Here is a 12,328-nt window from a genome sequence, read left to right as displayed (position 1 = left end):
CTTGAGAGGGAAAAAATTCGGCGAGTGATCGTCATCCCGCCACCCGACAGAGGGGAGCTTGGCCGGCCTGTTCAAGAGCCCCTTGTCGGTTCCGAGGAATAAAACTTCAGTTATTCAAATAGACGAACGCGAATACGTAAATCAGCAGGCTGGCAAAGAAACTGGGCAGGATTTGTCGGGTCTTGGCCACGGCGACAAATGTTCCGACTAACAGCAGAATCTTCAGCGCATCCAGAATCTGAAACTGTTGCATCAGACTTGGGCCATCAAGCTTGGCGAATGCGGTTTCGTAAATGATCACACCCAACATCGCCTGGGCGCTGTAACTGACGAAGCGGTAGAAGGAACCGTGGGTGCGCGTCAACGCCGTAGTGTTTTTGAAAGCAAACGGTAGTGCGCGAAATGCAAACGCTGTGAGTGCGGCAAAGCCGATTAGCATCCAGAGGGTCATTGGATAACCGTTCCTTGGCGAGTCCATGTGTTTTCGATCATTACGATCATGCCGCCGATTACAAAAGGTGTGATCAGCAAGTTGTAGTCCTTGAACAACAACACCAGTAAAGGAGCACCGATGAAGCCCAGCCAATAGCTGGAGACTTCCATATAGTGCGGCCAGTGCTTGCCAGCCAATGCAGTAAACTGAAGTGGCAAGAGCATCGTCATGGCGGCCGCGATGACCGGTGAGGCAAAACCTGCACCGGCGATGAAGCCAATGTAAGTGCAGATAATCGACAAAGCGAAGATCGGAGCTCCTACGCCGATAAAATATGCGAACGGGAAACTCCTCTCGTGTTTGAAGCGAGTTATGCACGCGGTGAATATCGAGGGTGTCAGCAAAACCAGTGACGCGAGAATTTTACCCGTCGACGTATGCTTCAAGTGCGGTGCCAACGTCGCTGAGAGCAAAACGAATCTGGCATTGAGCGCCAGAATAATCGGGATCAGTAACCATCCGTCGTTATAGTTTTGTATGAGTAGAAACTGTAGCGGTGTCGAAAAAATCAGCAGGGTCGTTGCCATCGTCTGACTCAAGGTCAGCGCTTGGGCTGCGCCCACCATGCCGATTGATAAATACAGAAAAATAAACGCGATGCCGAACGTGATAGCGTCTCGTCCACCTGCTTTGAGCGTTTGTGCGAAGGTTGAGTTTGCTGGCGATTGACAGCCCTTCATCAAATCGCTTCCTGAACGGTGTGTTTTTCGTCCAGCGAGTAGTACTGCTTGCGAGGCCCTTTGCTTCGAAACAGCAAGCGTGGCGTGGTGTTCAATGTCGAAGTTGCGGCTTGCGAGCGAACGTCATCGGCACTGATGTTCAACGTGGGGCGGGCGTGCAATATCTTGTTATTGGCAACGATGAGGAACGTGCCTGTCTGTGCTGTGGAGACATTACACTTGGCGGCTGAGAGCCCGGCGCGGATTTTATCCAGCACCTCTTGACCACCGTTGAACGCACGCATTCGCTCGCCGCTGTGAATGTCGATACGAAAATCCAGTGAAAATCGGTAGCCATACTGTTCATTGTATTCAACGACATTTCGAACGCGCTCCTTTGAGCCACTGACGTTTTTGCCTGAAACAAATATCGCCTGCATACCCAGCAAGGTTTGAATTTCCTCATCATTAAGTGATATCAGCAAGTCAGCAGGGAAATAATAGGCGGTCGGCGTGTGTGTAGTGTCCCGGCACACAGTCAGCGCAAGATAGTCAACGTTAAGGCTTTCATACAAGTCATCTGAATGAGGGGTGATATCACCGTAACCATTACCCCATTCCCGATATTTTTCCGCGGAAGGTTTCAAGTACAGGGCTTTATGGTCTTCATATTCGTATTTTATATCAGTCAAGTGAAACAGGTCGGCCAGTGCCTCATGAACAGTGAGAGCCAGTGCTGGGCAGTCGCTGGTAAAAACATTTTTGATGCAGACGGCGGCGACACCGTTGCTGGCGCCAACCTGGTCAAAATAGACGGTGTCTTCTGGGCGGAGATAATTAATTAATAAGTTTGTAAGTTGTATTTTTAGCGTGTGCAGGCTTTGTTCTTTATTTTTCTCCCACCACGATTCGATGACGCCGCTTAGATAACCGAAGTCCAAAGAGATGGTTGTTTCTTTAGACAGTTCATGTCGAAATGCACTGGCGGACATTTTTGAGTTTGTGCGGTTGAGCGGCATCATTCTTCCTTGATTTTGTTTTTTGATGGCGCGCATTCTAGTGTGTTTGCGAGAGAGGTACAGGTGGTAAGTATTACAAGTCTGTTCGGGTGGGATGTACTGTTAGAGAATCTGAAAGTTTAAATAAAAAAACCGCCAGTCTTTAAAAGAACTGGCGGTTTTTAGACGTGGCGTTAGTTGGCTGTCAGTGCGCAGCGGGGGTGATATCACGCATCGGCTTGCCTTTGACTGGTGCATCACCCGCGACGTAGTACGGTGCGGTGCTGCGCGGCAGCGGCTGACGGCCACGGATCTTGTCGGCGATTTTCTCGGCGATCATGATCGTCGGCGCGTTCAGGTTACCGGTGGTGATGATCGGCATGATCGACGCATCGACCACACGCAGGCTCTGCATGCCGTGTACGCGACCTTCGCCATCCACTACCGCCATCTCGTCGGTGCCCATCTTGCACGAGCAGGACGGGTGGAACGCGGTTTCGGCGTGCTCACGGATGAACTTGTCCAGTTGCTCATCGGTTTGCACTTCAATGCCCGGGCTGATTTCGCGGCCCCGGAAGGCGTCCAGTGCAGGCTGCTGCATGATTTCACGGGTCAGGCGGATGCCGTCGCGGAATTCCTGCCAGTCCTGCTCGGTAGCCATGTAGTTGAACAGGATGCTCGGGTGCTGGCGCGGGTCTTTCGACTTGGCCTGGATGCGACCACGGCTTGGCGAACGCATGGAGCCCATGTGCGCCTGGAAACCGTGCTCTTTCACACCGTTGCTGCCGTTGTAGTTAATCGCTACCGGCAGGAAGTGGTACTGGATGTTCGGCCATTCGAATTCCGGACGCGAACGGATGAAACCGCCGGCTTCGAACTGGTTGCTGGCGCCAATGCCAGTGCCGTTGAACAGCCACTCGGCACCAATGGCTGGCTGGTTGTACCAGAGCAGCGACGGGTACAGCGAAACCGGCTGGGTGCAGGCGTATTGCAGGTACAGCTCAAGGTGATCCTGCAGGTTTTCACCGACGCCCGACAGATCGTGGACGACCGGAATGTCGAGGGACTTCAGCAGTTCGGCAGGACCAACACCGGAACGCTGCAGAATCTGCGGCGAAGCGATGGCGCCGGAGCACAGCAGGACTTCTTTACGGGCTTTGACTTCAACGCGCTCTTCAGCCGAACCGACCAGGTAACGAACGCCGACCGCACGCTTGCCTTCAAACAGAATCTTGTCGGTCAGGGCGTGGGTGACGATGGTCAGGGTCGAACGCTTTTTAGCGGTATCGAGGTAGCCACGGGCGGTGGAAGCACGACGGCCATTTGGCGTCACGGTGCGGTCCATCGGGCCAAAGCCTTCCTGCTGGTAGCCGTTCAGGTCTTCAGTGCGCGGGTAGCCAGCCTGTACGCCTGCTTCAACCATCGCGTGGAACAGCGGGTTATTGCCAGCCTTCGGCGTGGTCACGCTGACCGGGCCTTCGCCACCGTGGTAGTCGTTCGGGCCGATGTCACGGGTTTCGGCTTTGCGGAAGTACGGCAGGCAGTCCAGGTAGGACCAGTTTTCCAGGCCTGGCAGTTTCGCCCAGCCGTCGTAGTCCATCGCGTTGCCACGGATGTAGCACATGCCGTTGATCAGCGAGGAACCGCCGAGGCCTTTGCCGCGACCGCATTCCATCCGGCGGCCGTCCATGTGTGGCTCGGCGTCGGTTTCGTAAGCCCAGTTGTAACGACGACCTTGCAGCGGGAACGCCAGGGCGGCCGGCATTTGCGTGCGGAAGTCGAAACGGTAGTCAGGGCCGCCTGCTTCAAGCAGCAGAACGGTGACGCCAGCGTCTTCAGTCAGACGGGTCGCCAGGGTGTTACCGGCCGAGCCGGCACCGATGATGATGTAATCGAATTCTTGGGACATTGAATGCACCCTCTTTAAATGTGGTCAGGTCGAGATCGCTGGGACGCTGCGCAATATGTGGGGAGAAGAAAATCCCCTGTGGTGAGGGGATTTATCCCCGTCCGGCTGCGCAGCAGTCGCAGAGTCAGCGACTGGGTTCTTTCTGGAGAATGGCAGTGTCTGGAGGGGGGCTGCTTTGCAGCCCAGCGGGGATAAATCCCCTCGCCACAAAGGGCCCATCCAGACTCTGGGGCAGATCAGAACACCGAGACGTAATCGCCCAGTTCGACCTGTACCGATTTGATGCGAGTGAAGTTGTTCAGCGAGCTGATGCCGTTTTCACGGCCAACACCCGACTGCTTGTAACCGCCGACCGGCATTTTTGCGTCGGACTCGCCCCAAGCGTTGATCCAGCAGATACCCGCTTCCAGTTGATGAATCACGCGGTGTGCGCGGTTCAGGTCTTTGGTGACGATACCGGCGGCCAGGCCGAAGTCGGTGTCGTTGGCGCGGCGGATCACTTCTTCTTCGGTCTCGTAGGAGAGGATCGCCATGACCGGGCCAAAGATTTCTTCACGGACGATGGTCATGTCGTCGGTGCAGTCGGTGAACACGGTCGGCGCGACGAAGGCGCCTTTGGCGAATTCGCCGTCGGTCAGACGGTCGCCGCCGCACAGGACGCGGGCACCTTGTTCTTTACCTTTGGCGATGTAGCCCAGCACGCTTTCCATGTGCGCGAAGCTGACCAGCGGGCCGAAGTTGGTGTTTTCGTCTTCCGGGTTGCCGACGCGGATGCGCGCAACGCGTTCAACGATCTTGGCTTCGAAAGCGGCTTTCAGGTGCGCCGGTACGAACACGCGAGTGCCGTTGGTGCAGACCTGACCGGAGCTGTAGAAGTTGGCCATCATTGCGGTGTCGGCAGCACGATCGAGATCGGCGTCGTCGCAGATGATCAGCGGGGATTTGCCGCCCAGTTCCATGGTCACGTCTTTCAGCGACGAAGCCGAAGCGCTGGCCATGACCTTTTTGCCGGTGTCGGTGCCGCCGGTGAAGGAGATTTTTTCGATGCGCGGGTGCTCGGTCAGCCAGGTGCCGACTTCACGGCCGCTGCCGGTCAGTACGTTGAACACGCCGTTTGGAACGCCGGCTTCGGTGTAGATCTCGGCCAGTTTCAGGGTGGTCAGCGAGGTGACTTCGCTTGGCTTGAAGATCATCGCGTTGCCGGCCGCCAGGGCTGGAGCCGATTTCCACAGAGCGATCTGGATCGGGTAGTTCCACGCGCCGATACCGGCGACAACGCCCAACGGCTCGCGACGGGTGTAAACGAAAGAAGTGTCACGCAGCGGGATCTGCTCGCCTTCGATGGCCGGCACCAGGCCTGCGTAGTATTCCAGCACGTCGGCGCCGGTAACGATGTCGACGTACTTGGTTTCGGAGAAGGATTTACCGGTGTCCAGGGTTTCCAGCGCGGCCAGTTCATCGTTGCGCTCGCGCAGGATGTCGACGGCGCGACGCAGGATGCGCGAACGCTCCATGGCGGTCATCGCGGCCCAGATTTTCTGGCCCTTTTCAGCGCTGACTACTGCGCGCTCGACGTCTTCCTTGGTCGCACGTTGCACTTGTGCGAGGACTTCGCCGTTTGCCGGGTTGATGGCTTCGAAAGTGGCATCGCTGCCAGCGTCGGAGTACGCGCCATCGATGTAGAGTTTTTGCAGTTCGAAACGGGCCATAGTGTCCTCGCAAGTGCATTAGTGGTTGGCGTTGACCGCCGCGATGAAGCTGCGGAGGCAGTGAGGGGCCGAGCGTTTTCTGTGTGCTCTAGCTCACCTTCTTGGCCAATTGGAAATCCATGTATTCGTAAGCGATCTGTTGCGCCTGCGCCGTGTCGAAAGCGTCTCCCGACAGCGCGCCGCGCAACCACAAACCGTCAATCAACGCTGCCAGTCCGCGAGCGGCGCTGCGCGCATCTTCGAGCGGCAGTACACGGCGGAACTCGCAGCACAGGTTGGAATACAGACGGTGATCGTTGATCCGCTGCAACCTGTGCAAAGACGGCTGGTGCATGCTGGTGGCCCAAAAGGCCAACCAGGTTTTCATTGCCGGGCCATTGACCTGGCTGGCGTCGAAGTTGCCTTCGATGATCACCTGCAGATGCGCCCGTGGGCTGCTGTCTGCCAACGCCTGACGGCGTGCGGTGACGTTCTCGCTGAGGACATTCATCAGATACCGCATCGTGGCGGCAATCAGGCCGTTCTTGTCCTGAAAGTAATGACTGATGATGCCGTTCGAGACACCCGCCAAACGGGCGATCAGCGCAATGCTGGCGTCCCCCATTCCGACCTGATCGACGGCCTGCAAAGTGGCTTCGATCAGTTGTTGGCGGCGGATGGGTTGCATACCGACCTTGGGCATCTTGCACATCTCCTTAGGCCTTCCGAGGGGCGAATGACGCCTATCGGATTGAGGGCCAGTCTATTTTGTTTTGATTGAACGTTCAATCAACAAAGAATAAGATCTGCGACAAATCGTCGCTGCCTACAGATTTTTCCCACGTGTAAGTGGCGATAAAACCGACATCCGAAAATGCTTGAAACCTGTATGGGGCATGGCGCGGTTCGCGATTCGATGGACGTGTTGAAAGGGCAAGACGCTCAGGGCCAGGTTTCGGATGAACGTCCGCACACCTTCGGCCACGAAAGCGATTCGCAGCGCCATTTCGGCAGGTTCGGGCTTTTTTCGGGGTGTCTTTATATCACCCGCCGGTCGGCTGCCAACTAACCGATTGGTCGGGTTCCGTGTTGCCTTGTGTTCTTCTCTCGCACTGCCTGGAGCATTTGTGCCATGAGTTCTGCCTCGCTTATAAAGACCCCGCCCGAGAAGGTGACGGTCAACGGTTGGGTGTTTTACACCTCTACCGCGCTGATTCTGTTGTTGACCGCCATTCTGATTATCGCCCCGCAAGAGGCCGGCAGACTGTTGGGTATCGCTCAGGCCTGGTTGTCGCGCAGCTTCGGCTGGTACTACATGGTGGTCATCGCCGCCTACCTGGTGTTTGTGGTGGGCCTGGCGTTTTCCTCGTACGGCAAACTCAAACTGGGCAGCAAGGATGACACCCCGGATTTCAGTTACGGCGCCTGGGCGGGGATGCTGTTCTCGTCGGGTATCGGTATTTCGCTGCTGTACTTCGGCGCATCCGAGCCACTGGATCACTACTTCAATCCGCCGGAAGGCGCATCGGCCACTAACATGGCCGCGCGTCAGGCGGTGCAACTGACTTTCCTGCACTGGGGCCTGCACGGCTGGGCGATCTATGCACTGGTCGGTCTGGCCGTTGCCTACTTTGCTTACCGTCATAACCAGCCGCTGGCACTGCGTTCGGCGCTGTATCCGCTGGTTGGCGAGCGTTGGGTCAAAGGCGCGGCCGGTCATGCGGTAGACGGCTTTGGCATGTTCGTGACCCTGCTGGGTCTGGTGACGAACCTGGGGATTGGTTCGCTGCAAGTGTCGTCGGGCCTCGAAAACCTGTTCGGCATGGAACACAGCAACACCAACCTGCTGATCGTGATCATCGTGATGAGCACCGTGGCGACCATCGCTGCCGTGTCCGGCGTGGAAAACGGCATCCGTCGTTTGTCCAACCTGAACATCGTGCTGTTCAGCGGTCTGCTGATTTTCGTGCTGTTGTTCGGCCCGACCCTGCACCTGCTCAACGGTTTCGTGCAGAACATCGGCGACTACCTCAACGGCATCGTGCTGAAAACCTTCGACCTTTATGTGTACGAAGGCGACAACGCCAAAACCGAGCGCTGGATGGGCCTGTGGACCCTGTTCTACTGGGCCTGGTGGATTTCCTGGGCGCCATTCGTCGGCATGTTCATCGCGCGTATTTCCCGTGGTCGTACCGTGCGTGAACTGGTCGCCGGCGTGTTGTTGATTCCGCTGGGCTTCACCTTGGCGTGGCTGTCGATCTTCGGTAACTCGGCGCTGGACCTGGTGGTGAACCATGGTGCGGTGGAGCTCGGCAAGACCGCGCTCGAGCAGCCATCGATGGCGATCTATCAACTGCTTGAGCACTACCCGGCATCCAAAATTGTCATCGGTGTTTCGATTTTCGTCGGTTTCGTGCTGTTCCTGACCCCGGCTGACTCTGGCGCGGTGATGATGGCGAATCTGTCCTGCAAGGGCGGCAATGTCGACGAAGATGCGCCGCACTGGCTGCGCATTTTCTGGTCGGTGGTGATCACCCTGGTGACCATCGGTCTGCTGTTCGCCGGTAACTTCGAAGCCATGCAAACCATGGTGGTGCTGGCCGGTCTGCCGTTCTCGGTGGTGCTGGTGTTCTTCATGTTCGGCTTGCACAAGGCGATGCGCCAGGACGTGCAGATCGAACAGGAGCAGGCGCAACTGGCCGAGCGCGGTCGTCGTGGTTTCAGCGAGCGTCTGACTCAGCTGGATCTGCAGCCGAGCCAATCGGTGGTGCAGCGTTTCATGGACAAGCAGGTCAGCCCGGCGCTGGAAGATGCCACCGCGCAGATGCGTGCGCAGGGTCTGGAAGTGCAGACGCTGTTGGGTAAATCCAAGCGTTGCATGGGCGTGCGCGTCGAGATGGAAGAGGGCAACCCTTTCGTTTACGAAGTGAGCCTGGACGGCTATCTGGCGACCCCGACCGAGTCGGCTCAGTCCGATGAAGCGCGCCAGCGTTACTACCGCGCCGAGGTGTATCTGCACAACGGCAGCCAGGACTACGACCTGATGGGCTTCACGCAGGATCAGATCACGCGGGATGTGCTCGATCAGTTTGAAAGCCATCGGCAGCTCCTTGGCCGGGTGTATAGCTAAAGTCAAAAGCCCCCTCACCCCAGCCCTCTCCCCAAGCGAGAGGGGAAAGGGAGCAGATAGGGGGCTTTTCAAAGCCTGAGTTCGACTCAATTTCTCAGGTCGGTGTAGCTTGAAAGTACGACTCGGTCGGTCCCCTCTCCCTCCGGGAGAGGGCTAGGGTGAGGGGCTTTTACCTTGACCCAATAAAAAAGGGATCGCTCACCGCGATCCCTTTTTTTATCCCGCCTTAACCGAGGTTCTTGCCCAGCAACGCGTGATACAGCTCGCTGTCGCCGAGGATCCCGACCACATGATTGTTATCGTGCAGCACCAGTTTGTTGCCGGTCTGATAACGAATCTGCAACGCATCGCGCATGCCGATATTCGAATCCACCAGCGTCGGTTTGCGCTCCAGTCCTTCCACCGCTTGTCCTGGTGCCCAGTTCTGCAGGTTCAGCACTGAACCGTTCTGCCGTGCGCCTTTGATGGTGTTGCCCTCGGCCAGATCCAGCCATGAATCGCCGCCCGGATCGAGGCACACCGAACCGTTGATGCGTTTGCAGTTGTCCAGCGTGCGCATCAGGCTACGGCCGCAGAGCACGTTGAGTGGATTGGTGTGGGCGACGAAGGTCCGCACATAGTCGTCCGCCGGGTTCAGCACGATCTCTTCCGGCACGCTGTACTGAATGATCCGGCCGTCCTTCATGATCGCGATGCGGCTACCCAATTTGAGCGCCTCGTCGAGGTCGTGACTCACGAACACAATGGTCTTGCTCAGCTTGCGTTGCAGCTCCAGCAGTTCATCTTGCAGGCCTTGGCGGATCAGCGGATCGAGTGCCGAAAACGGTTCGTCCATCAGCAGAATGTCGGCGTCCATCGCCAGCGCTCGCGCCAGGCCGACACGTTGCTGCATACCGCCAGAGAGTTCGTCAGGCTTCTTGTTGCGCCATTGCGTCAGGCCCACCAGTTCGAGTTTTTCATCGACCAGCTTGCGCCGTTCCTTCTCCGGACGGCCCTGCATTTCCAGACCGAAACTGATGTTCTCGCGCACCGTCAGCCACGGCATCAGGGCGAACTTCTGGAAGACCATGGCGATGCGTTTGGTGCGCATCATTTTCAGCTCGGCGGGTGTGCAGGACGCGATGTCGATCTGCTTGCCTTCATGCTCGACGAACAGTTTGCCGCGACTGACGGTATTGAGGCCGTTGATGCAGCGCAACAGGCTCGACTTGCCCGAACCGGACAAGCCCATCAGCACGCAGATCTCGCCTTTGTTGACGTCCAGCGTGGCTTTTTCCACGCCGACGATCTGCCCGGTCTTTTTCAGGATCTCGTTGCGGGTCATGCCCTGATCCAGCAGCTTGAGCGCCTCGCGTGGATCCTTGGAGAAGATTACGTCGACGTCTTCGAAGCGAATTATGCTCATGCGTCACCCCCTACTTTAGCGTCGGGTTGTTTGCAGATACGGTCGAGCATGATCGCCAGCAGTACGATCGCCAGGCCCGCTTCGAAGCCCAGGGCGATATCAGCAGTGTTCAGTGCGTTGACCACCGGTTTGCCGAGTCCATCGGCGCCGACCAGTGCCGCGATCACCACCATCGACAGCGACAGCATGATGCACTGGGTGATGCCGGCAGCGATGCTCGGCATGGCGTGAGGCAGTTCGATCCGTGAGAGCAATTGGCGACGCGAGCAGCCGAAGGCCTTGCCGGCGTCCATCAGTTCTTGCGGGACATCGCGGATGCCCAGGTAGGTCAGGCGGATCGGCGCAGCGATGGCGAACACCACCGTGGAGATCAGGCCCGGCACCACACCCAGCCCGAAGAGGGTCAGGGTAGGAATGAGGTAAACGAAGGTCGGTACGGTCTGCATCAGATCGAGTACCGGACGCATTAGCGTGTAGAACATCGGTTTGTGCGCGGCGACGATGCCCAACGGCACGCCGATGACCACGCAGACCAGGGTCGCGAACAGCACCTGGGCGAGGGTTTCCATGGTTTCCTGCCAGTACCCAAGATTGAGGATCAGCAGAAAGGAAGCGATGACGAAAACGGTCAATCCCCATTTGCGCTGGATGAAATGCGCGAGCAGGGCGATGAGGCCGATCAAGACAAAAGGGTTGAACCAGGTGAGCGCAAACGTCACGCCGTGGATCATCGTTTCCAGCGTCACGGCGATGGCGTCGAAGGTGCTGGCGCCATGTTGCGTCAACCATTCAACGAAGCCCGCGATGTACTGGCCTAAAGGTATTTTCTGATCAATCAGCATGGTAGTGAACGTCCGCATGCAAGGAAATAAACAGCCCGGACGGCTTGCGCCGTCCGGCATAAGCGATTACTGACTCAGCTTGCTCTTCACGGCCTCCAGGCCAGGTTTACCGTCAATGGTGGTCACGCCAGCGAGCCAGGTATCGAGCACCTGTGGATTCTTTTTCAGCCAGGCCTTGGCGGCCGCGTCAGGCTTCATCTTGTCGTCGAGGATGTTGCCCATCAGTTCACTTTCCATGTCGACGTTGAACTCCAGGTTCTTCAGCAACTGACCGACGTTGCTGCATTCCTCGGCGTAACCCTTGCGTGTGTTGGTCGCCACGGTCGCTGCGCCGAAATCGGGGCCGAAGAAATCATCGCCACCGGTCAGGTATTGAATCTTGAAGCGCTTGTTCATCGGGTGCGGCGCCCAGCCGAGGAAGACCACGGCGGTGTCGCGTTTCTGCGCGCGGTCAACCTGCGACAGCATGCCCGCTTCGGACGATTCGACGACTTTGAAACCGGCGGTTTTCAGGCCGAAGGCGTCTTTGTCGATCATGCTCTGGATCAGACGGTTGCCGTCGTTGCCAGGCTCGATGCCGTAGATCTTGCCGTCGAGTTCTTTCTTGAATTTGGCGATGTCGGCGAAGTCATGCAGACCCTTGTCATACAAGGCTTGCGGCACGGCGAGGGTGTACTTGGCGCCCTTGAGGTTGGTGCGTACGGTTTCCACGGTGCCGGCGTCGCGGTAGGCCTTGATGTCGTTCTCCATGGTCGGCATCCAGTTACCGAGGAACACGTCCATGTTCTTGCCGTCGGCCAGCGACTTGTAGGTCACGGGCACGGAGATCATGGTGGTCTTGGTCTTGTAGCCGAGGGCGTTGAGCACGACAGAGGTGGTCGCGGTGGTGGCGGTGATGTCGGTCCAGCCGACATCGGAGAAGTTAACGGTACTGCACTGCGCCGGTTCTGCAGCTTGCGCCAGTAACGGCAGACTCAGCATGGCGGCCAACAACAACGACGGGGAACCTTTCATGGATGGACTCCTTGGTGTTTTTTTTGGCAGTGTTCCGACTGTGGACCACCGCACTTATAGGTTGCGGTTGGATGGCGTTCTGGAGACAGCTCTACCACGGCGCCTTGCAATCGAGTCATAACGATCATGTACCAGTGAAAATCTGACGCCTACAGGGGGGGTCGTATCCAGTACAGGGATGGTCGTATCT

The 12,328-nt window shown here is 57.4% G+C and carries 10 protein-coding genes; 1 reads left to right on the top strand and 9 read right to left on the bottom strand.

Features of this window, described 5'->3' with window-relative positions; translation table 11 throughout:
- Positions 1-106: 106 nt before the first annotated feature.
- From JFT81_RS21505 to betI, 6 genes are all read right to left on the bottom strand, one after another.
- On the bottom strand, positions 107-451 hold the full coding sequence (locus JFT81_RS21505; RefSeq protein ID WP_201228918.1) for an AzlD domain-containing protein: 345 nt from the start codon (positions 449-451) through the stop codon (positions 107-109).
- Positions 448-1,173: an AzlC family ABC transporter permease gene (locus JFT81_RS21500; RefSeq protein ID WP_201228917.1), complete on the bottom strand. Its 726-nt coding sequence runs from the start codon at positions 1,171-1,173 to the stop codon at positions 448-450. The genes JFT81_RS21505 and JFT81_RS21500 overlap by 4 nt, the downstream gene beginning before the upstream one ends.
- The gene (locus JFT81_RS21495; RefSeq protein ID WP_242485639.1) at positions 1,173-2,207 is read right to left on the bottom strand and encodes a hypothetical protein; all 1,035 of its coding nucleotides are present in this window, start codon (positions 2,205-2,207) and stop codon (positions 1,173-1,175) included. The genes JFT81_RS21500 and JFT81_RS21495 overlap by 1 nt, the downstream gene beginning before the upstream one ends.
- Positions 2,208-2,355: 148 nt before the next feature.
- Positions 2,356-4,059: a choline dehydrogenase gene (gene betA / locus JFT81_RS21490; protein WP_201228916.1), complete on the bottom strand. Its 1,704-nt coding sequence runs from the start codon at positions 4,057-4,059 to the stop codon at positions 2,356-2,358.
- 236 nt (positions 4,060-4,295) lie between these two features.
- Positions 4,296-5,768 carry a betaine-aldehyde dehydrogenase gene (gene betB, locus JFT81_RS21485; RefSeq protein ID WP_093429885.1) on the bottom strand — a complete coding sequence of 491 codons (1,473 nt, stop codon included), beginning with the start codon at positions 5,766-5,768 and terminating at the stop codon, positions 4,296-4,298.
- Positions 5,769-5,856: 88 nt separating this feature from the next.
- Positions 5,857-6,450, bottom strand: a complete 594-nt coding sequence (gene betI / locus JFT81_RS21480; RefSeq protein WP_077574838.1) for a transcriptional regulator BetI — start codon at positions 6,448-6,450, stop codon at positions 5,857-5,859.
- A gap of 429 nt (positions 6,451-6,879) precedes the next feature.
- On the opposite strand from betI, the gene betT reads away from it, so the two are divergent.
- Complete coding sequence (gene betT, locus JFT81_RS21475) at positions 6,880-8,877, top strand: choline BCCT transporter BetT (RefSeq protein WP_201228915.1); 1,998 nt, start codon at positions 6,880-6,882, stop codon at positions 8,875-8,877.
- A 226-nt stretch (positions 8,878-9,103) separates the two neighbouring features.
- Here the strand turns inward: betT and choV are convergent, their stop codons facing one another.
- From choV to JFT81_RS21460, 3 genes are all read right to left on the bottom strand, one after another.
- Entirely contained in the window at positions 9,104-10,282 is a 1,179-nt protein-coding gene (gene choV / locus JFT81_RS21470) for a choline ABC transporter ATP-binding protein (RefSeq protein ID WP_201228914.1), read from the bottom strand.
- Positions 10,279-11,124 (bottom strand): choline ABC transporter permease subunit, encoded by an 846-nt coding sequence (gene choW / locus JFT81_RS21465; protein WP_129395846.1) that lies wholly within the window; start codon positions 11,122-11,124, stop codon positions 10,279-10,281. Before choW ends, choV begins: the two co-directional genes overlap by 4 nt.
- Before the next feature lie 66 nt (positions 11,125-11,190).
- Entirely contained in the window at positions 11,191-12,138 is a 948-nt protein-coding gene (locus JFT81_RS21460; RefSeq protein WP_201228913.1) for a choline ABC transporter substrate-binding protein, read from the bottom strand.
- Positions 12,139-12,328: the final 190 nt, after the last annotated feature.

Origin of the sequence: Pseudomonas sp. TH43 (assembly GCF_016650635.1) — a bacterium.
Taxonomy (GTDB): domain Bacteria; phylum Pseudomonadota; class Gammaproteobacteria; order Pseudomonadales; family Pseudomonadaceae; genus Aquipseudomonas.
This window is presented reverse-complemented; position numbering and strand designations above follow the sequence as displayed.

Excerpts from the sequence above, each read along its gene's own strand:
- JFT81_RS21505 (WP_201228918.1), bottom strand. The coding sequence starts at position 451 with ATGACCCTCTGGATGCTAATCGGCTTTGCCGCACTCACAGCGTTTGCA.
- JFT81_RS21500 (WP_201228917.1), bottom strand. The coding sequence starts at position 1,173 with ATGAAGGGCTGTCAATCGCCAGCAAACTCAACCTTCGCACAAACGCTC.
- JFT81_RS21495 (WP_242485639.1), bottom strand. The coding sequence starts at position 2,207 with ATGCGCGCCATCAAAAAACAAAATCAAGGAAGAATGATGCCGCTCAAC.
- betA (WP_201228916.1), bottom strand. The coding sequence starts at position 4,059 with ATGTCCCAAGAATTCGATTACATCATCATCGGTGCCGGCTCGGCCGGT.
- betB (WP_093429885.1), bottom strand. The coding sequence starts at position 5,768 with ATGGCCCGTTTCGAACTGCAAAAACTCTACATCGATGGCGCGTACTCC.
- betI (WP_077574838.1), bottom strand. The coding sequence starts at position 6,450 with ATGCCCAAGGTCGGTATGCAACCCATCCGCCGCCAACAACTGATCGAA.
- betT (WP_201228915.1), top strand. The coding sequence starts at position 6,880 with ATGAGTTCTGCCTCGCTTATAAAGACCCCGCCCGAGAAGGTGACGGTC.
- choV (WP_201228914.1), bottom strand. The coding sequence starts at position 10,282 with ATGAGCATAATTCGCTTCGAAGACGTCGACGTAATCTTCTCCAAGGAT.
- choW (WP_129395846.1), bottom strand. The coding sequence starts at position 11,124 with ATGCTGATTGATCAGAAAATACCTTTAGGCCAGTACATCGCGGGCTTC.
- JFT81_RS21460 (WP_201228913.1), bottom strand. The coding sequence starts at position 12,138 with ATGAAAGGTTCCCCGTCGTTGTTGTTGGCCGCCATGCTGAGTCTGCCG.